General features: G+C 65.4%; 18 protein-coding genes, 1 pseudogene and 1 riboswitch. Of the genes and pseudogenes, 9 read left to right on the forward strand and 10 right to left on the reverse strand.

All coding sequences use genetic code 11. From position 1 onward, the window contains the following. Positions 1 to 84 precede the first annotated feature (84 nt). Positions 85 to 942: a glycosyltransferase family 2 protein gene (locus SCD90_RS02900; protein WP_319843112.1), complete on the forward strand. Its 858-nt coding sequence runs from the start codon at positions 85 to 87 to the stop codon at positions 940 to 942. Positions 943 to 1,101: 159 nt separating this feature from the next. Here the strand turns inward: SCD90_RS02900 and SCD90_RS02905 are convergent, their stop codons facing one another. After that, entirely contained in the window at positions 1,102 to 1,614 is a 513-nt protein-coding gene (locus SCD90_RS02905) for a calcium-binding protein (protein WP_319843113.1), read from the reverse strand. Between the two features lie 253 nt (positions 1,615 to 1,867). Here SCD90_RS02905 and SCD90_RS02910 point away from each other — a divergent pair, with 253 nt between their 5' ends. Together SCD90_RS02910 and SCD90_RS02915 are read left to right on the forward strand one after the other, a co-directional pair. Then, positions 1,868 to 2,209 carry an ArsR/SmtB family transcription factor gene (locus tag SCD90_RS02910; protein WP_319843114.1) on the forward strand — a complete coding sequence of 114 codons (342 nt, stop codon included), beginning with the start codon at positions 1,868 to 1,870 and terminating at the stop codon, positions 2,207 to 2,209. Beyond that, a complete protein-coding gene (locus SCD90_RS02915) occupies positions 2,206 to 2,727 on the forward strand; it encodes an SRPBCC family protein (protein ID WP_319843115.1) in 522 nt (173 codons plus the stop codon). Before SCD90_RS02910 ends, SCD90_RS02915 begins: the two co-directional genes overlap by 4 nt. Here SCD90_RS02915 and SCD90_RS02920 read toward each other — a convergent pair. Beyond that, positions 2,724 to 3,377: a TetR/AcrR family transcriptional regulator gene (locus SCD90_RS02920; protein ID WP_319843116.1), complete on the reverse strand. Its 654-nt coding sequence runs from the start codon at positions 3,375 to 3,377 to the stop codon at positions 2,724 to 2,726. The two genes, SCD90_RS02915 and SCD90_RS02920, sit on opposite strands and share 4 nt — an antisense overlap. Positions 3,378 to 3,459: 82 nt before the next feature. Between SCD90_RS02920 and SCD90_RS02925 the strand changes: the two genes are divergently transcribed. Both SCD90_RS02925 and SCD90_RS02930 read left to right on the forward strand, forming a co-directional pair. Beyond that, positions 3,460 to 4,200 carry an SDR family NAD(P)-dependent oxidoreductase gene (locus SCD90_RS02925; protein ID WP_319843117.1) on the forward strand — a complete coding sequence of 247 codons (741 nt, stop codon included), beginning with the start codon at positions 3,460 to 3,462 and terminating at the stop codon, positions 4,198 to 4,200. A 244-nt stretch (positions 4,201 to 4,444) separates the two neighbouring features. Further along, positions 4,445 to 4,730 (forward strand): annotated as a pseudogene (locus tag SCD90_RS02930) (SDR family oxidoreductase). Positions 4,731 to 4,752: 22 nt separating this feature from the next. On the opposite strand, the gene SCD90_RS02935 reads toward SCD90_RS02930, so the two are convergent. The 3 genes from SCD90_RS02935 to SCD90_RS02945 form a co-directional block, all read right to left on the reverse strand. Next, entirely contained in the window at positions 4,753 to 5,244 is a 492-nt protein-coding gene (locus SCD90_RS02935; protein WP_319843118.1) for a hypothetical protein, read from the reverse strand. 75 nt (positions 5,245 to 5,319) lie between these two features. Beyond that, the gene (locus tag SCD90_RS02940) at positions 5,320 to 6,459 is read right to left on the reverse strand and encodes a ribonucleotide-diphosphate reductase subunit beta (protein ID WP_319843119.1); all 1,140 of its coding nucleotides are present in this window, start codon (positions 6,457 to 6,459) and stop codon (positions 5,320 to 5,322) included. Between the two features lie 97 nt (positions 6,460 to 6,556). After that, entirely contained in the window at positions 6,557 to 9,454 is a 2,898-nt protein-coding gene (locus SCD90_RS02945; protein WP_425265633.1) for a ribonucleoside-diphosphate reductase subunit alpha, read from the reverse strand. A gap of 481 nt (positions 9,455 to 9,935) precedes the next feature. Beyond that, positions 9,936 to 10,135: riboswitch (cobalamin riboswitch) on the forward strand. Between the two features lie 117 nt (positions 10,136 to 10,252). Between SCD90_RS02945 and metE the strand changes: the two genes are divergently transcribed. From metE to upp, 4 genes are all read left to right on the forward strand, one after another. Further along, complete coding sequence (gene metE, locus SCD90_RS02950; protein ID WP_319843121.1) at positions 10,253 to 12,571, forward strand: 5-methyltetrahydropteroyltriglutamate--homocysteine S-methyltransferase; 2,319 nt, start codon at positions 10,253 to 10,255, stop codon at positions 12,569 to 12,571. Positions 12,572 to 12,722: 151 nt separating this feature from the next. Further along, positions 12,723 to 13,997 (forward strand): GTP cyclohydrolase II, encoded by a 1,275-nt coding sequence (locus tag SCD90_RS02955; protein ID WP_319843122.1) that lies wholly within the window; start codon positions 12,723 to 12,725, stop codon positions 13,995 to 13,997. Beyond that, complete coding sequence (locus SCD90_RS02960) at positions 13,997 to 15,238, forward strand: URC4/urg3 family protein (RefSeq protein WP_319843123.1); 1,242 nt, start codon at positions 13,997 to 13,999, stop codon at positions 15,236 to 15,238. The genes SCD90_RS02955 and SCD90_RS02960 overlap by 1 nt, the downstream gene beginning before the upstream one ends. Before the next feature lie 18 nt (positions 15,239 to 15,256). Next, the gene (gene upp, locus SCD90_RS02965) at positions 15,257 to 15,895 is read left to right on the forward strand and encodes a uracil phosphoribosyltransferase (protein ID WP_319843124.1); all 639 of its coding nucleotides are present in this window, start codon (positions 15,257 to 15,259) and stop codon (positions 15,893 to 15,895) included. Positions 15,896 to 16,004: 109 nt separating this feature from the next. Here the strand turns inward: upp and SCD90_RS02970 are convergent, their stop codons facing one another. The 5 genes from SCD90_RS02970 to rpmI form a co-directional block, all read right to left on the reverse strand. After that, positions 16,005 to 16,682, reverse strand: a complete 678-nt coding sequence (locus SCD90_RS02970) for a sulfate transporter family protein (protein WP_319843125.1) — start codon at positions 16,680 to 16,682, stop codon at positions 16,005 to 16,007. Positions 16,683 to 16,719: 37 nt separating this feature from the next. Beyond that, entirely contained in the window at positions 16,720 to 19,134 is a 2,415-nt protein-coding gene (gene pheT, locus SCD90_RS02975; RefSeq protein WP_319843126.1) for a phenylalanine--tRNA ligase subunit beta, read from the reverse strand. Continuing rightward, positions 19,131 to 20,213 carry a phenylalanine--tRNA ligase subunit alpha gene (gene pheS, locus SCD90_RS02980; RefSeq protein WP_319843127.1) on the reverse strand — a complete coding sequence of 361 codons (1,083 nt, stop codon included), beginning with the start codon at positions 20,211 to 20,213 and terminating at the stop codon, positions 19,131 to 19,133. The genes pheT and pheS overlap by 4 nt, the downstream gene beginning before the upstream one ends. 128 nt (positions 20,214 to 20,341) lie before the next feature. Next, positions 20,342 to 20,719, reverse strand: a complete 378-nt coding sequence (gene rplT, locus SCD90_RS02985) for a 50S ribosomal protein L20 (protein WP_319843128.1) — start codon at positions 20,717 to 20,719, stop codon at positions 20,342 to 20,344. Positions 20,720 to 20,744: 25 nt separating this feature from the next. Then, positions 20,745 to 20,951 (reverse strand): 50S ribosomal protein L35, encoded by a 207-nt coding sequence (gene rpmI / locus SCD90_RS02990; protein ID WP_319843129.1) that lies wholly within the window; start codon positions 20,949 to 20,951, stop codon positions 20,745 to 20,747. Positions 20,952 to 21,056: the final 105 nt, after the last annotated feature.

Consider the following 21,056-nt stretch of genomic DNA (forward strand, 5'->3'; position numbering starts at 1 on the left):
TCTGCTGGAGTGAGCATATAACGTCTGATCTGTGGATCGGCATGTTCATCGTCATCCGGTCGATCATCATATGGTCAGCAGGTCATGAACATCTCACTGGTCATATGCACTCGGAACCGAGCCGCATCTATCGGCAAGTGTCTCGACCGTGTAGGCGAGTTGCACTCTACCACAGATTGCAATGTGGTGGTGGTAGATAATGGCTCCAGCGACGAAACGCCGGCCGTCATCGCCGCTTTCGCGGACCGCGCGCCGTTCCCGGTGATCTATGTCCGGGAAGAGCGTCCTGGGCTCAGCACGGCCCGCAATGCCGGGGTGCGCGCCAGCAGCGGCCGCATCGTCGCCTTCACCGATGACGACTGCTATCCGGATCCCGATCTGCTCGACGCGGTGCGGCGCCTGTTCCGGGAGGATGGGCTGGGCTACGCCACCGGGCGTGTTCGCCTCTTCGATCCCGACGACTTCCCCGTCACCATCAACGAATCCTGCACCCCGGTGCTCTTCCCGCCGGGCTGCTACATCGCGCCCGGCGCGGTGAAGGGCGCCAACATGGTGTTCACGCGCGAGGCGCTGGAGCGGATCGGTGGTTTCGACGAGGATTTCGGAAGCGGGTCCTACTTCCCGGCGGAAGACTGCGACGCCGCGGCGCGGGCCAGTCTCGCGGGCTATGCCGGCAGGTATGCGCCCGAACTCGTGGTCTGGCATCATCATGGCCGCAAGGCCGCGGATGTGGAGAAGCTTCACCGCGCCTATGATTACGGGCGCGGCGCCTATCACATGAAAATGCTGGTGAAGGGCCGGGGAGTTGGGCCAAGGCTGCGGGGATGGAGGGGGCTTCCAAGGCGCGTCTTGGATCGCCCCGCGAGCCTGTACTGGGAGATTGCGGGTGCCGCAGGCTATCTAAGGGTCGCTCGCCGCAGGAACGGCCCAGGAAATAATTGAGGATGAGAACGGGTTTGATGTCGGCACAATAGGGACAGGATTGTACGCCACCATTCGTGAAAACTTGCTTTCTCTGCGAAGCTCCCATGCTTAACAAGAGAACCGGCCTGAGAAGATCTCGGCCGGTTCGTTAACTTGTTCTCATGGCAAGCCGCGATATCAGGCGGCTTGAAGATCCAACGCGCCGGTGTTTTCGAGATACTGGAGGAACTGGTCTTCCTGCCAGCTCGTGTTCTTCAGCGCATCAATAAGATATACGCTTTGCGTAAAAATCTGGCCTTTGTCTTCCCACTGAAGAGTCAGCATCACGTCGAAGGCCTTGGCATCATTGTGCAGGTCGATCCCGCGGACGTTCTGGGGCCCGTCCAGAGTGGCTTCGTAGCCGACGATCTTGACGCCGTTCTGGAACTTGAGGAGGTCGCCGCCGCCGCCTGTCTCGAACTTGAAGTCATCGATATAATCGACATCACCATCGTTGGCGTTCTTGCCGAACTCGAAGGTGTCCTTGCCGAGGCCACCGAAAAGGACGTCATCGCCTTGACCGCCGATGAGGAGATCATTGCCGTTCGAGCCGATCAGATGATCGTCGCCCTGCTTGGCGTCCAGCTTCGTGTCCTCACCAGCTTTGCCCCAGATTTCCTCGCCCGCAGGCGTTCCATTGACGAGTGCCATTTCAATCCCCTCCTCGGCTGGCTCGGATGAGCTCTCAGCCGCCGGAGGTTAAGCAAACCTTAAGATTTTATGCAACTTTTATTTGAGTGCAAGGTTGTACTAACAACTTTGGGTATACACCGGGAAGTCTCTGGGCGCGCGCTGCAAGACCTGTGTTCCGTCGCCTTCAATCATGCAGCGACCGTGCATACGGTTCACCTCGATCGCTGCGGCCCACATTGACCTTCATATTTCTTTCCGGTTATATTCGGATATGGAATATAGCCGCCTGGATATAAAATTCGCCGCCCTCGCCGATCCCACCCGGCGCGCCATCCTTGCGCGGCTGGCGCGGGGGGAGGCCAGCGTACAGGAATTGTGCGAGCCTTTCGCACTCAGCCAACCGGCCATTTCCAAGCACCTGAAGGTGCTGGAACACGCGGGGCTGATCGAAGCCGGCCAGTCCGCTCAGAGGCGGCCGCGCCGGTTGAAGATCGAGGCGCTGGACGATGTCGCCGAGTGGATGAACGCGGTTCACGACCACTGGGCGGAGAGCTTCGACCGGCTCGACGCCTTTCTCAAGAGCAACACCGACAAGGGGACGGAGACGCCATGACCGACGCAGTGGACACCGGGAACGAAGCCATCTTCCGCATCAGCCGCGTCTTCGCCGCACCCCGGCAGCGGGTGTGGGACGCCTTCACCAAACAGGATCAGCTGGCGCAATGGTCCGGCCCCAAGGGCGTGACCTGCCGCTTCCACACCTTCGACATGCGGCCCGGCGGCTTCAACCATTACAGCATGCAGGGAGAGGGCTTCCCGCCGAGCTACGGCAAGTCGGTCTACCCCGAGGTGGAGGAGCCGTCCCGCCTCGTCTGGGTGAATTCGTTCGCGGACGAGAACGGCAATGTGGCCCGCGCGCCCTTCGCCGACACCTGGCCGCTGGAGATGCTGACCACCGTGACCTTCGAGGAGCGCGGCGAGAGCACGCTGCTGTCGCTGGAATGGGTGCCGCTGAACCCAACCGAAGAGGAACGCGCCACCTTCATCGCCGGAATGAGCGGCATGACGGCTGGCTGGAACGGCAGCTTCGAGGGGCTGGACGCCTTCCTCGCGGGCGGGCAGCCGGCTTAAGCGTCGCCGCCGCCCTTCGCGCCGCAATCCCAAAGGGCCATCGCAGCGTCGGCGATGGCCTGGAGCTCCGCCTTGCCGGCGCCATCGCGGGCCTGCAGGGACATGCCGCCCTGCACCGCCATGACGTATCGGGCCAGCGCATCGGGCGTGATCCCGGCGGGCAATTCCTCCGGGGGCGCTTTCGTCAGGCGCTCCCGCAGCACCCCGAGGCCCTCGTCGCGCGCGGCGCGCACCTTTGCGCCAAGCTCGGCATTGCCCTCATCGCCGGCGGCCGACAGCGCCACCATGCAGCCGGCAGGATCGTCGGCTCCCTTGCCGAGAACGGCCGCGGAATCCGACAGCAGCGCCTCCACCGCACCGCGCGCCGTCTTGGCCGACGCGAAGCCGGACCAGATCTTCGGCGCGTGCTGGCAGGCGTAGTGCTGCAGGGCCTCCGCATAGAGTGCGTCCTTGGAGCCGAAGGCGGCGTAGAGGCTGGTCGAGCCGATGCCGATGGCTTCCGTGAGATCTGAAATCGAGGTGGCCGAATAGCCCTTTCGCCAGAACACGCGCATCGCGATCCCCAGCGCGCTGTCGCGGTCGAACGCGCGCGGTCGGCCACGGCAGGGTGCCGTTGATGCTTGTTCAGAGGGGGAAGAAGATTTCGGCATCGATCATTATATAAATCCGTTGACCGCCCTCGGCAATGCGCTTACCACTTCTGGAACGATCACTGCATAAATGGAGCAGGACATGAGCGATTTGTCAGGTAAGAAGGCGCTGGTCACCGGCGCATCGCGCGGCATCGGTGCCGCCATCGCGAGGCATCTGGCGGAGATGGGCGCGGATGTCGCCATCACCTATCAGAACTCGGCGGAGAAGGCGGCGGAGGTGGTGCGCGGCATCGAGGCCGGCGGTCGCTGCGGCTTCGCGATCCAGGCGGACAGCGCCGATCCCGCAGCGGTGAAGCGCTCGGTGGAAGAGGCGGTGGCGCAGCTCGGCGGGCTGGACATCCTCGTCAACAATGCCGGCATTGCGGGCTACGGGCTGGTCGAGGAAATGGCGCTGGCCGACATCGACGCCTTGCTCAACGTCAATGTCCGCTCCGTGGTGCTGGCCTCGCAGGCGGCGATCCCGCATCTCGGCGAGGGCGGCCGCATCGTCTCCATCGGCTCCTGCCTGGCCGAGCGCGTCGCCATTCCGGGCGTCACGGTCTATTCCATGACCAAGTCGGCGCTGCTGGCCTTCACGCGCGGCCTAGCCCGCGAACTCGGCCCGCGCGGCATCACGGTGAATCTCGTCCATCCCGGCGCGACCGACACCGACATGAACCCCGCCGACGGCGCCAATGCGGACAATCTGCGCGCCATGACCCCGCTCGGCCGCTACGGCACGCCGGACGACGTGGCCGCCGCCGTCGCGTTTCTCGCGAGCCCGGCTGCGCGCCAGATCACGGGGACGGGGCTTGTGGTGGATGGCGGGATTAATGCGTAGGGTCTGAGGCAGATCTGCCTGACAGTGGCGTCGTCCTCCGGCTTGACCGGAGGACCAATGAGCCGCCGTGGTGAATCCTCCGGTCAAACCGGAGGATGACGGCACGGAGGGTAGTTCCTCCCGCCCGCAGAAACGCCGCCTCCCCCGAACCTCATCCTGAGCTTGTCGAAGGATGCTGGAGGACTGTGCCTGGGGCCATCCTTCGACGAGCTCAGGATGAGGCCGTTTAACGAAGTCGGCGCTTCTGGCCCTCACGCGCGGCCTCGCCCGCGAACTTGGCCCAAGCGGCATCACCGTGAACCTCGTCCATCCCGGCGCGACCGACACCGACATGAACCCGGCGGACGGCGCCAATGCGGACAATTTGCGCGCTAGGACCCGCTCGGCCATTACGGCACGCCGACGACGTGGCGGCAGCCGTTGCGTTTCTGGCGAGCCCGACCGCCCGGGAGATCACGGGAACGGGACTTGTGGTGGATGGCGGGATTCAACATGGTGCCTCGGCTCTACGGCGCAACGAGACGATCTGAAGTTACGGATGCCAACCGATGATCAGAAGTACTCTGCCTTATTTCGCGGAGACCAATCAATCTGCTCAATGCCGAAGTTCATTTTCTTGCCGCAACTGTGACAGTCGTAAGTATCTCGGCCTGAGGCATTGTAGCTGAATTGAAGGACCGACCTGATTTTCTTCTCATAACAGGCAGGACATATGCGGTGGATAGGCTCACCTTCAGCGGCGTTCGCCCTTAGTTCGTAAGCGAAAGTGGCGCCGCCGTAGTCCTTCAGGAGGTAACGCCTCTTCGTCGCGTCCCAACCCTCAAGTTGTTCGAGTTTGCTCTGCAGCCCGCGTAACTGATGCATCAGCGTAAACTGATCAGATTGGGCGGAGAGAGCGCTACTTTGTGCAGCAACAATCACGCTCTGCAAATCTATAACCTTGGACTGGATTGCCGAAGCGTCTCGTAGGTCCATAACTGCCTTGGCCATCTCGGAGGCCGTCTTCAGCGAACCAATGGCTCCAGCGATTGCTCCCATGTCCATTAAGCGCAGCCCTCCCGATGTCTAAGATTAGAGATTTGTCTCAGGCCCTCACTGCCAAGAACTCTCGTGCCTCCATCACTCCCAGCTCAGCGCGCCGCCGTTCTGGTACTCGATCACCCGGGTCTCGAAGAAGTTCTTCTCCTTCTTGAGGTCCATGGCTTCGCTCATCCACGGGAACGGGTTCTCGGCTTCCGGGAATACCGGGGCGAGGCCGATCTGGGCGCAGCGGCGGTTGGCGATGAAGTGCATGTACTGCTCGCACAGAGCCGCGTTCAGGCCGAGGAAGCCGCGGGGCATGGTGTCCCGGCCATAGGCTGCCTCCAGCTCGGCCGCTTCCTTGATCATGGCGCGCAGCTCTTCCTGGAAGCTCTTCGTCCAGAGGTGCGGGTTTTCGATCTTGATCTGGTTGATGACGTCGATGCCGAAGTTCAGGTGAATCGACTCGTCGCGCAGGATGTACTGGTATTGCTCGGCGATGCCGACCATCTTGTTGCGCCGGCCGAGCGAGAGGATCTGCGCGAAGCCCGTGTAGAACCACATGCCCTCGAACACGACGTAGAACGCCACGAGGTCCTTCAGGAACTGCTGGTCGTTCTCGGGGGTGCCGGTCGCGAAGTCGGGATCGTCCAGGCCCTGCGTGTGCTTCAGCGCCCAGGCGGCCTTTTCGGTGATGCTGGGCACTTCGCGGTACATGTTGAACAGCTCGCCCTCGTCGAGGCCGAGGCTTTCCACGATGTACTGGAAGGTGTGGGTGTGCACCGCCTCCTCGAAGGCCTGGCGCAGCAGGTACTGCCGGCATTCCGGGTTCGTCAGGTGGCGGTAGATGGCCAGCACGATGTTGTTGGCAACGAGCGATTCCGAGGCCGCGAAGAAGCCGAGATTGCGCTTGATGGCGTGGCGCTCGTCCTCCGACAGGCCGTCGCGCGACTTCCACAGCGCGATGTCGGCCTGCATGGAGACCTCGGTGGGCATCCAGTGATTGTTGCAGCCGGAGAGGTACTTCTCCCACGCCCATTTGTACTTCAGCGGCAGGAGCTGGTTCACGTCGGCGCGGCAATTGATCATGCGCTTGTCGTCGACGGAGACGCGGCCGCCCGAGCGGTCGATCTCGCCGAGGCCGGTGGCGTCGCCGGCTTCCGCCTCCGGCTCATGCACGGCGGCATGGGTCGGCTGCTTGGCGGGGGCGTTGGGCGTGGTGTCGGACCAGTCGAGCATCGTCTTCTTCCTTGGGATCTCCGGGGCCGGGCCGCACGGAGACGTCACTTGAACAATCGGGGCGGCGCCGGCTCACCCGGCGCCGCTGGCGAGGGCCTTACTGGCAGGCCTCGCAGGTCGGGTCTTCGATCGAGCACGCATTCGGCACATTGATGAACTCGGGGGCCGCGGCCACCGTTCCCGCCGAGACGGCGTTCAGCTTGCCGTCGGTGCCCTTCAGCGTGGACTTCTCGACATGCGTCGCGGAGCGCGAGCGCAGGTAGTAGGTGGTCTTCAGCCCGAGCGTCCAAGCCAGGCGGTAGAGCTGGTCGAGCTTCTTGCCGTTGGGATTGGCGATGTAGATGTTGAGCGACTGCGCCTGGTCGATCCACTTCTGGCGACGGGACGCCGCCTCGATCAGCCAGGACGAGTCAATCTCGAACGCGGTGGCGTAGACGGCCTTGATCTCGTCCGGCACGCGGTCGATGGCGCCCAGCGAACCGTCGAAATATTTCAGGTCCGACACCATCACCGCGTCCCACAGGCCACGGGCCTTGAGGTCACGCACCAGATGCTCGTTCACCACCGTGAAATCGCCCGACATGTTCGATTTCACATAGAGGTTCTGGTAGGCGGGCTCGATGGACTGGGCCACGCCGCAGATGTTGGAGATCGTCGCCGTGGGGGCGATCGCCATGGTGTTGGAATTGCGCATGCCGGTGGTGACGACACGCTGGCGCAGGCTGTCCCAGTCGAGACGCGAGGATCGGTCCATCTGCACGGTCACGCCGCGCGCCTCGTCCAGCAGCTTGATGCTATCGAGCGGCAGGATGCCCCGCGACCACAGCGAGCCCTCGAAGCTGGGATAGCGGCCACGCTCGGCGGCGAGGTCCACGGAGGCCTGGATCGCGTTGTAGGCGATGGCTTCCATGCTCTCGTCGGCGAACTCCACCGCCTCCTTGGAGGCGTAGGGGATGCGCAGGATGTTGATGGCATCCTGGAAGCCCATCAGGCCGAGGCCGACCGGACGGTGCTTGAGGTTGGAATTGCGCGCTTCCGGGATCGTGTAGAAGTTGATGTCGATGACGTTGTCGAGCATGCGCATCGCGGTCTTCACCGTGCGCGCCAGACGCTCGCGGTCGAACGTGCCGCCCTCGACATGGGCCGCCAGATTGACCGAGCCGAGATTGCAGACGGCGACTTCCGTGTCGGAGGTGTTGAGCGTGATCTCGGTGCAGAGGTTCGACGAGTGCACCACGCCGACATGCTGCTGCGGCGAGCGCAGGTTGCAGGGGTCCTTGAACGTGATCCACGGATGCCCGGTCTCGAACACCATGGTGAGCATGCGGCGCCACAGATCGGTGGCGCGCACCTCCTTGTGCACCTTCATCTCGCCGCGGCGCGCCTTCTCCTCGTAATGGGCGTAGCGCTCGGCGAACTTCGCGCCGGTGAGATCATGCAGGTCGGCGGTCTCGTCGGGCGAGAACAGGGTCCAGATGCCGTCGGCCTCGACGCGCTGCATGAACAGGTCCGGCACCCAGTTGGCGGTGTTCATGTCGTGCGTGCGGCGGCGGTCGTCGCCCGTGTTCTTGCGCAGGTCGAGGAATTCCTCGAGGTCGATGTGCCAGGTCTCGAGATAGGCGCAGACCGCGCCCTTGCGCTTGCCGCCCTGGTTCACCGCGATGGCGGTGTCGTTGGCCACCTTCAGGAACGGCACCACGCCCTGGCTCTCGCCATTGGTGCCCTTGATGTGGGCGCCGAGGCCGCGAACGCGCGTCCAGTCATTGCCGAGGCCGCCGGAATATTTGGCGAGCAGGGCGTTGTCCTTGATGGACTTGAAGATGCCGTCGAGATCGTCCGGCACGGTGGTCAGGAAGCAGGACGACAGCTGCGGGCGCTGCGTGCCGGCGTTGAAGAGCGTCGGCGTCGAGCACATGAAGTCGAACGACGAGATCAGGCTGTAGAACTCGATGGCCTTGGCCTCGCGGTCGATCTCGCGGATGGCGAGACCCATGGCGACGCGCATGAAGAAGGCCTGCGGCAGCTCGAAGCGCACATTGTTCGAGTGCAGGAAGTAGCGGTCGTACAGGGTCTGCAGGCCAAGAAACTGGAACAGCAGGTCCCGCTCCGGCTTGATGGCGGCGGCGATGCGCTTCACGTCGAAGCGGGCGAGCTCGGTGTCGAGCAGGTCAAGTTCGATGCCCCGCTTCACATAGGCCTGGAAGTACTCGGCATAGCCTTCGGCCATCTCGGCCTGCGTCGCCTGCGTGGGGCGGCCGTTGATGAAGGTCAGGGCTTCGCGGCGCAGCCGGTCGTTCAGCAGGCGGGCGGAGACGAAAGCGTAGTTCGGCTCCTGCTCGACAAGCGTGCGGGCCGACATGATGAGCGCCAGCGCGAGCTCGTCCTGCGTGATGCCGTTGTAGAGGTTGCGGCGGGTCTCGGCGAGCACCGGCTCGGCGGCGGTGCCGTCCAGCCCGGCCACGGCCTCGGCGACCACGGCGTTAAGGCGCACCTCATCGAGCGGCGCCAGGGTGCCGTCGGGGGCGCGAACCTGCAGCGACGGCGCGGCGGGCGCAGTCGCGACGGCGGCGGCCTTCTCCTCGCGGCGCGCCTTGGCGCGTTCCTCGCGGTAGAGAACATAGGCGCGGGCCACCTTCTGGTGCTCGCCGCGCATCAGCGCCAGCTCGACCTGGTCCTGGATGTCCTCGATGTGCAGCGCACGCTCGGAATCGACGCGGCGGGTCAGCGCGGAGACGACCTGCTCGGTGACGGCCTCGACGGAATCATGCACGCGGCGCGAACCGGCGGCCTGCTGGCCCTCGACGGCGAGGAAGGCCTTGGTGACCGCGATGGCGATCTTGGACTGGTCGAACGGCGTCACGGAGCCGTTGCGGCGGATCACGTGGAAGGTCGGCACGGAGCCGGACTGGGGGGTCTTCGGTGTGTTCACGGCGTGCACCGGCGTTGCAGAGCCCTCACGGCCCAGATCGACGTTAATTCCCACGGCAGACCCCATATATAGGTGTACGAGAGCAGACATCCACGCTCTTTAGCGGTTCTGGCTGCTCGGCTGATCCTGAACGTCTTCCGATTCGAGACGATTAGCGACTCCTAACTGCGGGACTCACAGGCACCTATCCCCAGAAGATTCACGATGTCACCGGGATACAACAGCTTGGGCGGCAACCTGTTCTGCGATCTAGATGTGGTGGCAAGATGGCGCGTCCATCGCGTGGAGCAGCCTGTGGACTGCGGGGATAGAACGGGGCTCTCCACCAGACGGTAACGTTCCGGGGAAGATCGCCAAAAACGGTCGAGAGAGCCCTACTTCAACTGCAGCCCCAACCAGGGACACCTCATCCTGAGCTTGTCGAAGGATGCTGGAACGCACTCGACATCCTTCGACAAGCTCAGGATGAGGCACAGAGGATGACTACACCCATGCTTTCTACATAAAGAAATCTGCATATCCTTATTGACTCATGTGCAGCCAACTGCCACTCTGCACCCGTCGAGGTTCCGTGGGCGGCGTTCGTCCATGGCTAAGAGGGAATCCGGTGTGGTGCCGGAGCTGCCCCCGCAACTGTGAGCGGCGAGCCCGGGTCCATCCACGTCACTGGTGCGCAAGCACCGGGAAGGCAGGACCCACGGGCCGTGACCCGCGAGCCAGGAGACCTGCCCCGGCCAGATAGAACGTCCTCGGCGGGGTGCACGATGGATCGCGTATTCTGCGCATCGCGGGCGATCCATGCCGGACCGCCCCGCCGCGCCACGCGATCCCATGCCCACGCCACAGCAGATTGGGGTGGGTACAATGTCGATTACCGTCAGCAGCCTTGGCTTTCCGCGCATCGGGCCGCGCCGCGAACTGAAGAGCGCACTCGAAGCCTCATGGTCCGGCAAGACAGCGCCGGAGGCACTCGCCGAAACGGCGCAGGGGCTGCGCGCCGCAAACTGGCAGCGCCAGAAGGCGCTGGGGGCCACCTCGATCCCCTCTAACGATTTCTCGCTCTACGACCATGTGCTCGACACCGCCGCGATGGTCGGCGCCGTGCCGAAGATCTACGGCTGGACCGGCGGCGAAGTGCCTGTCGAGACCTACTTCGCCATGGCGCGGGGCACCCATGGCACGACGGTGTGCGAGCACGGCCATTCCCATGGCGGCAAGGGCCTGCCGGCACAGGAAATGACCAAGTGGTTCGACACGAACTACCATTACATCGTGCCGGAGTTCACGCCCGGGCAGGAGTTCGCGCTAGCCTCCTCCAAGGCTGTCCGCGAGTTCCGCGAGGCGAAGGCGCTGGGCGTGCACACCCGCCCGGTGCTGGTCGGTCCCGTCACGTTCCTCAAGCTCGGCAAGAGCGGTGAGCACGGCTTCGCCAGGCTGTCCCTGCTGCCGGGCCTCCTGCCGGTCTATGCCGAGGTGCTGCGCCAGTTGGCCGCCGAGGGCGCCGACTGGGTGCAGATTGATGAGCCCGTGCTCGTGCTCGACCTGACCGACCCCGAGCGCGCCGCGCTGAAGACGGCCTATGCCGAATTGGCGAAGGCCGTGCCCTCGCTGAAGATCCTTGTTGCGACCTATTTCGGCAATCTGGGCGACAATCTCGCCACCGCCGTATCGCTCCCGGTCGCCGGCCTGCATGTCGATCTCAAGCGCGGCGCGGGGCAGCTCGACACATTGCTAGCCGCCGCACCAAAGGAGCTTGCCCTCTCGCTCGGCGTCATCGACGGCCGCAATGTGTGGCGGGCCGATCTGGAGAAGACGCTCGACCTTCTGGAGCCGGTGGTCGATGCGCGCGGCGCGGACGGCATCATCGTCTCCGCCTCGTGCTCCTTCCTCCACGTGCCCATCGATCTGGAGCAGGAGACGAAGCTCGATCCGGACGTGAAGTCCTGGCTGGCCTTCGCGGTGCAGAAGATCGAGGAACTGGCGATCCTCGGCCGCGCGCTCGACAGCGGCCGTTCCGCCGTGGCGGACGCGCTGGAAGCCTCGTCGCTGGCCGCCGCCTCGCGCCGCATCTCGCCCAAGATCCACGACACGGCGGTGCAGTCGCGCCTTGCCGCCGTCACGCCCGGGGACGCCGAGCGCGCGCCATTCGCGGAGCGCCGCGCGATCCAGCGTGCCGAGTTCGGCCTGCCGGCATTCCCCACCACCACAATCGGCTCGTTCCCGCAGACGGATGAAGTCCGCAAGGCCCGCGCGGCGAACACCAAGGGCCAACTCTCCGACGCCGACTACAAGGCGTTCCTGCGCAAGGCCACCGAAGAGGCCGTGCGCTGGCAGGAAGTAATCGACGTGGACGTGCTGGTCCATGGCGAGTTCGAGCGCAACGACATGGTGCAGTATTTCGGCGAGCAGCTCTCGGGCTACGCCTTCACTCAGCATGGCTGGGTGCAGAGCTTCGGCTCCCGCTATGTGCGCCCGCCTATCATCTTCGGCGATGTCTCGCGGCCGAAGCCGATGACGGTGGAGTGGTCGGGCTACGCGCAGTCCCTTACCGGCCGTCCCATGAAGGGCATGCTGACCGGCCCCGTCACCATGCTGTTCTGGTCCTTCATCCGCGACGACATCCCGCGCGCCGACACCTGCCGCCAGATCGCGCTGGCCATCCGCGACGAGGTGGTGGACCTTGAGCGCGCCGGAATCGCCATCATCCAGATCGACGAGCCGGCCATCCGCGAGGGCCTGCCGCTGCGCCGCGGCGAGTGGGACGCATATCTGGATTGGGCGGTGCAGTCGTTCCGGCTCTCGGCGTCGGGCGTGAAGCCCGGCACCCAGATCCACACCCATATGTGTTACTCGGAGTTCAACGACATCATGCCGTCGATCGCGGCGATGGATGCCGACGTGATCTCCATCGAAACCACGCGCTCGCAGATGGAGCTGCTCGACGCCTTCATCGACTACAAATACCCCAACGAGATCGGGCCGGGCATCTACGACATCCACTCCCCGCGCGTTCCGTCCGCCGACGAGATGACGGCGCTGCTGGAGAAGGCGCGGGAGCGGCTGTCGCCCGACCAGATCTGGGTCAATCCCGATTGCGGCCTCAAGACCCGCAAATGGGACGAGGTGAAGCCGGCGCTGGAGAACATGGTGGCGGCCGCCAAGCGCCTTCGCGCGACGCTCTGACGCCACACTCCGGGTCGGCACCACCGGCCCGGAGACCAGTTCCTGTGCAGCTTCACGTTGAATCTGCTGGAAGTTTGGTCTTCTTCCCTTCGCTTTTCTGGCCCACACTTCGTTTTTGGCAGTGTGGGGCTGCGGCCCCGGCGGGTACCAGATGAGTCCTGAAGCAAAGCTCCGCTCCAACGAGCGCCGCCTCCCCCAACCTATCGTCATCACCTCGCATCCCGGCACGCCCAGCACGCAGCCGCAGGCCCTGAGCTGGGGCGCCGCTACGCAGACCGGCCGCGGCCCGGTCATCGCGACCCCCAACGCCACCGGGCGCAACGCCATCGGCGCCCATTCCGGGGCCTATTCCCTGTACCGGGCGCTGGCCGTGGCGGCGGGCCAGCTGGATGCCGGCCACAGGCCGGACCTCACCAACACCGCGCCGGCGGAGCCCATCGGCCCGTTCCCGCAATGGAGCGAGCCGGGCAAGATCGTCTCGCTCGATCCCTGGGGACACATGCCCGGACAGGGCTTCGGCGCGGAGATCGCGGCGGGTGCGGACATCCGTCCCTCCATCGCGGTCACCAAGGCGCACATCAACATGCCGGAGATCTGCGCCGCCATCGCGGCCGGCCGCCTGGTGCCGGATGGCGACGTGCTGTGCGCGAACGGCGATGCACGCGTGACCAAGATTGCCATCGAGCCCGTCTGGCACCTCGCCGGCGTCGCCCGCCGCTTCGGCATTGTCGAGACGGATATGCGCCGCGCCCTCTTCGAGCACACCGGGGGCATGTTTCCCGAACTGGTGACACGGCCCGACCTGCAGCTTTTCCTGCCGCCCATTGGCGGAACCACAATCTATCTGTTCGGCGACACAGCGAAGCTCGGAAGGCCGGAAACGAAGATCGCCTGCCGCATCCACGACGAGTGCAACGGCTCGGACGTTTTCGGTTCGGACATCTGCACCTGCCGCCCCTACCTGGCGCACGGAATCGAGGTCTGCATCGAGACCGCGCAGCGCGGCGGCGTCGGCGTCATCTCCTACAACCGCAAGGAAGGCCGCGCACTCGGCGAGGTCACGAAGTTCCTCGTCTACAATGCGCGCAAAAGGCAGGAGGGCGGCGACCGCGCGGAGGCCTATTTCCAGCGCACGGAATGCGTGGCCGGCGTGCAGGACATGCGCTTCCAGGAGTTGATGCCGGACGTGCTGCACTGGCTCGGCATCAGCCGCATCGACCGCCTCGTTTCGATGAGCAACATGAAGCACGCGCCCATCGTGGGCAGCGGCATCGAGGTGGTGGAGCGGGTGCCCATACCCGAAGACCTGATCCCCGCCGATGCGCAGGTGGAGATGGACGCGAAGAAAGCAGCGGGCTATTTCACCGATCAGGTGCCCGGCGTCGATGAATTGCGGAAGGCAAAGGGCCGTGAACTCGAGGCCTGATGCCAGCAAATCTGAACAAACCTGCCGAGGCCGTGGCTTGGCTCAAGACAGCTGACGCGGTGCGCGAGCGGAGCCATGCTCTTCTGGCGCTCGGTGAGGCCGGAACGCTCAACCATTTCAGGCTCGATCTCGACCGGATGGATCAGGCGGCGGATTACGTCGCCGACGTGATCCGCGAGCAGTACCCGCAACTCGAGATTCCCTATCATTCGCGCTGGCGCCATTTCCATGCAGCCGGCGTGGACCGCTGGGGCATGATCGCGGACGCGGTGTCCATGCTGGACATCACCGAGATCGCGCGGCTGCGCTTCGACCTGTGCGTGCCGAGCGTCCTGCTGGATGCCGGCGCGGGCACCACATGGCGCTACGAGGAGCCGGGCACGGGCATGTTCCTCGCCCGCTCGGAAGGATTGGCCGTGGCAAGCCTGCACGGCTTCGTGGAGGGCGCCTTCTCGTCCGATCCGCACAACCGCATGCTGGCCGACGCCGCCGGTCTGGAAGCGGTGACGCCCCAGACCATCGAGACAATGTTCCAGGTCTCCGGCAAGAACCCCCTGCTCGGCGTGCCCGGACGCGCGGAACTGATGCGCCATCTAGGTCAGGTGCTGCGCGAGCGACCGGACATCTTCGGCCGCTTCGAACCGCGCATCGGCCACCTCTACGATCACATCAAGCGCGCTTACCCCAATGCAGTACCCGCGCGGGCCATCCTAGAGGCCGTGCTCGATGCGTTCGGCCCGATCTGGCCGTCGCGCCTTCAGATCGGCGGCGAGAACCTGGGCGATGTCTGGCGCCATTCGCAGATCGTCACGCGCGACCTCACGTCAGGGCTGATCCCGTTCCACAAACTCTCGCAGTGGCTGACCTATTCCCTGATCGAGATCTTCCAGGACGCCGGCGACGAGGTCACGGACGTGGGGGAACTGACCGGCCTGCCCGAATACCGCAATGGCGGGCTGTTCATCGATCTGGGCGTGATCCGGCCGCGCGATCCCGCGTTGCGCGAGACATTGCTGCCGGTCGACCATGAGGCGGTGGTGGAGTGGCGCGGCCTCACGGTGGCCCTGCTGGACCGGCTTGCCACACCTGTGCGCCTGCGGCTCGGCCGCAGCGAGGACGACATGCCTTTGGCCTGCGTGCTGGAGGGCGGCACCTGGGCGGCGGGGCGCAAGATCGCCAGCGAACTCAGGCCAGATGGTGGCCCGCCGCTGAAGATCCTCAGCGACGGCACGGTATTTTGAGGCAAGGGGACGAGGGCAATGAACGGATTTTCGAACGTGGTCCTCGTCGATCACCCATTGGTCCAGCACAAGCTCACCCTTCTGCGGAAGAAGGACCAGCCCACCACGGATTTCCGCCGATTGGTGTCCGAGGTTGCCCTGCTTCTCGCTTATGAAGTGACGCGCGACCTGCCGCTGGAGACGGTGGAAATCGAGACGCCGCTGGAGCGCATGACCGCACCCATCCTCGCCGGCAAGAAGCTGTGCTTCGTCTCCATCCTGCGCGCCGGCAACGGCATCCTCGACGGCATGCTGGACCTCGTGCCGTCCGCGCGTGTCGGCCATATCGGCCTGTACCGCGATCCGCAGACCTTGGTGCCGGTCGAGTATTACCTGAAGCTGCCGGACGATATCGGCGAGCGCCTCGCCGTGGTGGTCGATCCGATGCTGGCAACCGGCCATTCCGCCGCCGCCGCCATCTCACGCCTCAAGCAGGCGGGTGCGCGCAAGATCCGCTTCGTCTGCCTGCTTGCGGCGCCGGAAGGCGTCGAAGTGCTGGCAGAGCACCATCCCGATGTGGAGATCTTCACCGCCTCCGTGGACCGCCAGCTCGACAGCCACGGTTATATCCGGCCCGGCCTCGGCGATGCCGGCGACCGGCTGTTCGGCACGAAATAGGCTTTCCGCCTGGCCTGCGCTCCGCCTCATCCTGAGCTTGTCGAAGGATGCTGGTTCACGCCTCAACGCCATCCTTCGACAGGCTCAGGATGAGGTCCGTTCCTGCAGCTTACACCCGGGGCGGCGGCAGGCGCTTCTGCACACGCTTGAAGACGTGCACCATGAAAGCCGAGGCCACCAGCGGCGTGGTCAGGTTCAGGATCGGGACCGCCATCAGGGCCGCGATCATCAGCCCGCCGATGAAGACGCGGCCGGTATAGGCGGAGCGAAGCGCCTTCGCCTCATCCTCAGGCAGGAACCGCATGGCCGCGAACTCGAAGTATTCGCGACCCAGCAGATAGCCGTTGGCGATCCACCAGACGATGAGGTTTACGCCCGGCACCAGCAGCAGGAACAGCGTTCCCACGTTCACCACCAGCACCAGCAGGGCGAAGCGGATGGCGAGCAGGATGGACCGCCCGGTCGGCAGTTCGCGGCCCGGCACGTCGGCGGGGTAATGATCGGCCTCGACGCGCTCGGCGATGCGGTCCTGATAGAAGCCCGCGACCAGCGAGACGACCGGCGGGATCAGGAAGAACAGCCCGGCCACGATGCCGAGCCCGCTCAGCACGCCCGCCGCCAGATCGAAGTTCTGGTTCTGCAGATCGATGAAGTGCGTCGCGAGGGTCCAGAGCAGCACGCCCAGCACCACGAGGAACAGCAGCGCAAGGCCCACGGTCTTCAGCAGGATGGAGCGGAAGGCGGGGGAAAATGCCTGGCTGAGCGCGAGAAGAGCGGCCTGGATCATGCGTTCTGGTCCCCTGCCCTCTCGTCAGCCTGTAGCATCAACCCCGCAAGACGGCTCCGGTTGCCTTCGTCACGGCCGCGACGATCGCGCCGGCCACCGCTTCGATCTCGGCATCCGTCATGGTCTTGTCGCGCGGCTGCAACGTCACCGCCACCGCCAGCGACTTCATGCCCTCCGAGACGCCCGTGCCTTCATAGACGTCGAACACCTCGGCGCCGGCGATGAGCTTGCGGTCTGCGCCCTGGACGGCGCGCAGCACGTCGGCCGCCTTCACGTCGCGCTTCACCACGAAGGCGAAGTCGCGGCTGACCGCCTGAAGGTCGAGCCGCTCCAGCGGCGGCTTGGCCTTGGTGGCCTTCGCCTTCGGCTCCGGAAGCGCATCCAGCACGATCTCGATGGCTACGACGGGGCCTTCGACATCGAGCGTCTTCAGCACGCGCGGATGCAGTTCGCCGAAATAGCCGAACACGTTCTTCGGCCCCAGCTGAAGCGTGCCGGAGCGACCGGGATGGAAATAGGCGGCGGCACCCGGCACGATCTGGACCCGGTCGGCCGGCAGGCCGAGGGCCGCCAGCAGGCCGAGGGCGTCGGCCTTGGCGTCGAACACATGCACCGACGCGGCACGCGAAGACCAATGCCGACCCGATCCCGACGGCTTGGCGGTTCCGCGCCGCAGCACTGCTGCCGCCATCCGCTGGTCGCCGGGGCCGGCGCCGAGGAAGATCTGGCCGACCTCGAACAGGGCGGCATCCTCAAGCCCGCGATTGGCGTTGCGCTGTGCGCCGGCGAGAAGACCCGGCAGCAGACTGGGGCGCATGTCGGACAGATCGACGGCGATGGGATTGGCCAGAGCCAGTTCCGGCTTGCCGCCGCCGAAGGCCTCGGCATGTGCCTTGGGCACGAAGGACCACGTCACGGCTTCCACGAGGCCGCGCGCTGCCAGCAGGCGACGGGCCGTGCGGCTGCGGCGCTGCAGTGCCGTCAGCACCGGACGCGAGATGCCCTCGGCACGCGGCAGGGGCACGGATTTGACGCGGTCCAGGCCGACGATGCGGACCACCTCTTCCACGAGATCGGCCTTGCCGTGCACGTCCGGACGCCATGTGGGCGGGGTGATGCTCAGCACGTCGTCATGTGCCATGCGGGCGAAGCCGAGACGGTCCAGCACGCCTGCGATCTCGTCCGCCGAGACGGAAAGTCCCGTCAGGCGCTCGACCTCGGATGTGGGGAAGCGGATCGGCACGCGCCCGTCCGGGATTTCACCCACCAGCAGGATCTCGGACGCCTCGCCGCCGCACAGGTCGAGGATCAGCCGCGTGGCAAGTTCGACACCCGGCACGGTGAAGGCGGGATCGACCCCACGCTCGAATCGATGACGCGCGTCGGAGTGCACCCCGAGCCGCCGGCCGGTCTGCGCGATGTTGAGCGGGCTCCACAGCGCGCTTTCCAGCAGCACATCCGTGGTGCCTTCATCGCAGCCGGTGGCCTCGCCGCCCATGACGCCGGCCATGCTCTCGACGCCGTTCTCATCGGCGATGACCACGACTTCGGTGTCGAGGTCGTAGGTCTTGCCGTCGAGTGCGGTCAGGCTCTCGCCCCCGCGCGCACGCCGCACCACGAGATCACCCGCCACCTTGACCGCGTCGAAGACGTGCAGCGGCCGGTTGCGGTCGAAGGTCAGAAGATTGGTGATGTCGACCAGCGCGTTGATGGGGCGCAGCCCGATGGCGCGCAGGCGTTTCTGCAGCCAGTCGGGCGACGGACCGTTGCGCACGCCCCGGATGCGCCGCAGCGCGAACGCCGGGCACAGCTCGGGATCATCGAGATCGAGTGTCAGGCCGATGCCGACCTCGCCGCGGCCTTCGACCGCTACGGTCTCCGGTGTGGTCAGCGCGCCCAGCCCCGCCGCCGCCAGATCGCGCGCGATGCCGGAGACGCCGAGGCAGTCCGGACGATTGGGCGTTACCGCGATCTCGATCACCGGATCGTCGAGCCCCATCAAAGGCGCGAACGGCACTCCGATCGGCGTGCCTTCCGGCATCTCGATGATGCCGTTGTGTTCGTTCGACAGGCCCATCTCGCGCTCGGACACCATCATGCCCTGCGAGGCCTGACCGCGGATTTCGCCCGGCTTCAGCACCGTGCCCGTGTCAGGGATCACCGCGCCCTCGCGCGCCAGCACGGCGATGATGCCGGTGCGCGCATTGGGGGCGCCGCAGACGACCTGCAGCAGATTGCCGTCGCCCGGATCGACCTTGCAGACGCGCAGCTTGTCCGCATTCGGATGCTGCACGGCCTCGACCACGCGCGCCGTCTTGAACGGCGCGAGCGCCGCGGCACGGTCCTCGACATGCTCGACCTCGAGGCCAACGCGCGTCAGTGCATCGGCGATCTCGGTGGTGGAGGCGGCGGTGTCGAGGTGCTCCTTCAGCCAGGAGATGGTGAACTTCACTGGCTGAGCCCTCCGATGAGGCTGGGGAGGTCGAACGGGCGGAAGCCGTAATGCTGGAGCCAGCGCTGGTCGGCCTCGAAGAAGGCGCGCAGGTCCGGCATGCCGTATTTCAGCATTGCCAGACGGTCGATGCCCATGCCCCAGGCAAAGCCCTGCCATTCATCGGGATCGAGCCCGCAATTCCTCAGCACATTGGGGTGCACCATGCCGCAGCCCAGGATCTCCAGCCAGTCGTCGCCCTCGCCGAAGCGGATTTCCGAGCCCTGGCGCGAGCAGCGGATGTCCACCTCCATGCTGGGTTCGGTGAAGGGGAAGAAGCTCGGGCGCATGCGCATCTCGACCTTCGGGACCTCGAAGAAGGCGGCGCAGAACTCTTCGAGGATCCATTTCAGGTTCCCCATATGCGCGGTGCGGTCGATGACCAGCCCTTCCACCTGGTGGAACATGGGCGTGTGGGTCTGGTCCGAGTCGTTGCGGTAGGTGCGGCCGGGGCAGATGATGCGGATGGGCGGCTGCTGCGAGCGCATGGTCCGGATCTGTACCGGCGAGGTGTGCGTGCGCAGCACCTTGCGCTGGCCGCTGGCATCGGGCGCGAAGAAGAAGGTGTCGTGCATTTCGCGGGCGGGATGGCCCACGGGGAAGTTCAGCGCCGTGAAATTGTGCTCGTCGTCCTCGACGTCAGGGCCTTCCGCGATGGCGAAGCCCAGATCGGCGAAGATCGCGGCGATCTCCTCCGTCACCTGGCTGATCGGGTGGAGGCGGCCGAGATCGGCGCCCGTGGCACGGACCGGCAGGGTTACGTCCACGGTCTCGGACGCGAGGCGCGCGTCCAGCGCGGCATCTGCCAAGGTCTGGCGGCGCTCGGCAAGTGCTGAGGTCACGCGGTCGCGCAGGCCGTTGATGGCGGGACCGAAGGTGCGGCGCTCGTCCGGCGACATCGCGCCGAGGCCCTTGAGCTGTTCGGAGACGGTGCCCTTCTTGCCCAGCGCACCGACGCGGATCGCTTCCAGCGCGGCCTCGTCGGCAGCGGAGGCGATGTCGGACAGGAGGCGGGATTCGAGCTGGTCGAGGCTGCTCATCTCGGGGGCCGTTGCGTGGCTCTTTGCACCATGCACAGAGCCCTGGGGGCAGAAGGGGTGATTACCCGGTCCGGCACATGGCGCACGGACAAGAAGCCCGCCGCCAGAGGCGACGGGCATTGGCGGTGTCAGGCAGCGGCCGCGGCAGCTTCCGGAAGCGCGGCCTTGGCCTGCGCAACAAGGATCTGGAAGGCAGCCGGCTCGCGGATGGCGAGATCGGACAGCACCTTGCGGTCGATGGTCACGCCGGCGCGGTTCAGGCCGTCGATGAAGCGCGAATAGGTCAGGCCGCCATCGCGGACCGCGGCGTTGATGCGCTGGATCCAGAGGGCGCGGAACGTGCGCTTCTTGTTCTTGCGATCGCGGTACGAGTACTGCATCGCCTTGTCGACGGCAGCCTTCGCGGCGCGGATCGTGTTCTTGCGGCGGCCGTAGAAGCCCTTGGCGGCCTTGAACGTCTTCTTGTGCTTGGCGTGGGAAGTTACGCCGCGTTTTACACGGGACATCTGTTTATCCTTTCAGCGCAGCGGCTCAGCGAGCCGACCCATAGGGGAAGAAGCTCTTGACGATGCCCTGGTCGGCCTTCGACAGAATCGTCGTGCCGCGCAGGTTCCGGATCTGAGACTTCGTGCGCTTGATCATGCCGTGGCGCTTGCCTGCCTGACCTGCGATAACCTTGCCTGTTCCCGTGAGCCGGAAGCGTTTCTTGACGCCCGACTTCGTCTTCATCTTGGGCATTTTGCTCTCCATCTAGAGTGGGACCGGCACAAGTCCGCCGAGGCGGCAGCCAGTCGAGCGAAAACTCCCGCCGCGGCAGCCCTTTCAGCCGGACGGGAGAGAGAG

Origin of the sequence: Terrihabitans rhizophilus, assembly GCF_033898525.1 — a bacterium.
GTDB lineage: Bacteria > Pseudomonadota > Alphaproteobacteria > Rhizobiales > Methylopilaceae > Flaviflagellibacter > Flaviflagellibacter rhizophilus.

What these genes read in the sequence shown, in the direction of transcription:
- rplT (WP_319843128.1), bottom strand. Translation starts at nt 20,719, where the DNA reads ATGTCCCGTGTAAAACGCGGCGTAACTTCCCACGCCAAGCACAAGAAG.
- SCD90_RS02920 (WP_319843116.1), bottom strand. Translation starts at nt 3,377, where the DNA reads ATGCCGAAATCTTCTTCCCCCTCTGAACAAGCATCAACGGCACCCTGC.
- SCD90_RS02910 (WP_319843114.1), top strand. Translation starts at nt 1,868, where the DNA reads ATGGAATATAGCCGCCTGGATATAAAATTCGCCGCCCTCGCCGATCCC.
- SCD90_RS02905 (WP_319843113.1), bottom strand. Translation starts at nt 1,614, where the DNA reads ATGGCACTCGTCAATGGAACGCCTGCGGGCGAGGAAATCTGGGGCAAA.
- SCD90_RS02945 (WP_425265633.1), bottom strand. Translation starts at nt 9,454, where the DNA reads ATGGGGTCTGCCGTGGGAATTAACGTCGATCTGGGCCGTGAGGGCTCT.
- SCD90_RS02940 (WP_319843119.1), bottom strand. Translation starts at nt 6,459, where the DNA reads ATGCTCGACTGGTCCGACACCACGCCCAACGCCCCCGCCAAGCAGCCG.
- pheS (WP_319843127.1), bottom strand. Translation starts at nt 20,213, where the DNA reads ATGAGCAGCCTCGACCAGCTCGAATCCCGCCTCCTGTCCGACATCGCC.
- SCD90_RS02935 (WP_319843118.1), bottom strand. Translation starts at nt 5,244, where the DNA reads ATGGACATGGGAGCAATCGCTGGAGCCATTGGTTCGCTGAAGACGGCC.
- SCD90_RS02900 (WP_319843112.1), top strand. Translation starts at nt 85, where the DNA reads ATGAACATCTCACTGGTCATATGCACTCGGAACCGAGCCGCATCTATC.
- SCD90_RS02915 (WP_319843115.1), top strand. Translation starts at nt 2,206, where the DNA reads ATGACCGACGCAGTGGACACCGGGAACGAAGCCATCTTCCGCATCAGC.
- SCD90_RS02960 (WP_319843123.1), top strand. Translation starts at nt 13,997, where the DNA reads ATGCCAGCAAATCTGAACAAACCTGCCGAGGCCGTGGCTTGGCTCAAG.
- metE (WP_319843121.1), top strand. Translation starts at nt 10,253, where the DNA reads ATGTCGATTACCGTCAGCAGCCTTGGCTTTCCGCGCATCGGGCCGCGC.
- upp (WP_319843124.1), top strand. Translation starts at nt 15,257, where the DNA reads ATGAACGGATTTTCGAACGTGGTCCTCGTCGATCACCCATTGGTCCAG.
- rpmI (WP_319843129.1), bottom strand. Translation starts at nt 20,951, where the DNA reads ATGCCCAAGATGAAGACGAAGTCGGGCGTCAAGAAACGCTTCCGGCTC.
- SCD90_RS02925 (WP_319843117.1), top strand. Translation starts at nt 3,460, where the DNA reads ATGAGCGATTTGTCAGGTAAGAAGGCGCTGGTCACCGGCGCATCGCGC.
- SCD90_RS02955 (WP_319843122.1), top strand. Translation starts at nt 12,723, where the DNA reads ATGAGTCCTGAAGCAAAGCTCCGCTCCAACGAGCGCCGCCTCCCCCAA.
- SCD90_RS02970 (WP_319843125.1), bottom strand. Translation starts at nt 16,682, where the DNA reads ATGATCCAGGCCGCTCTTCTCGCGCTCAGCCAGGCATTTTCCCCCGCC.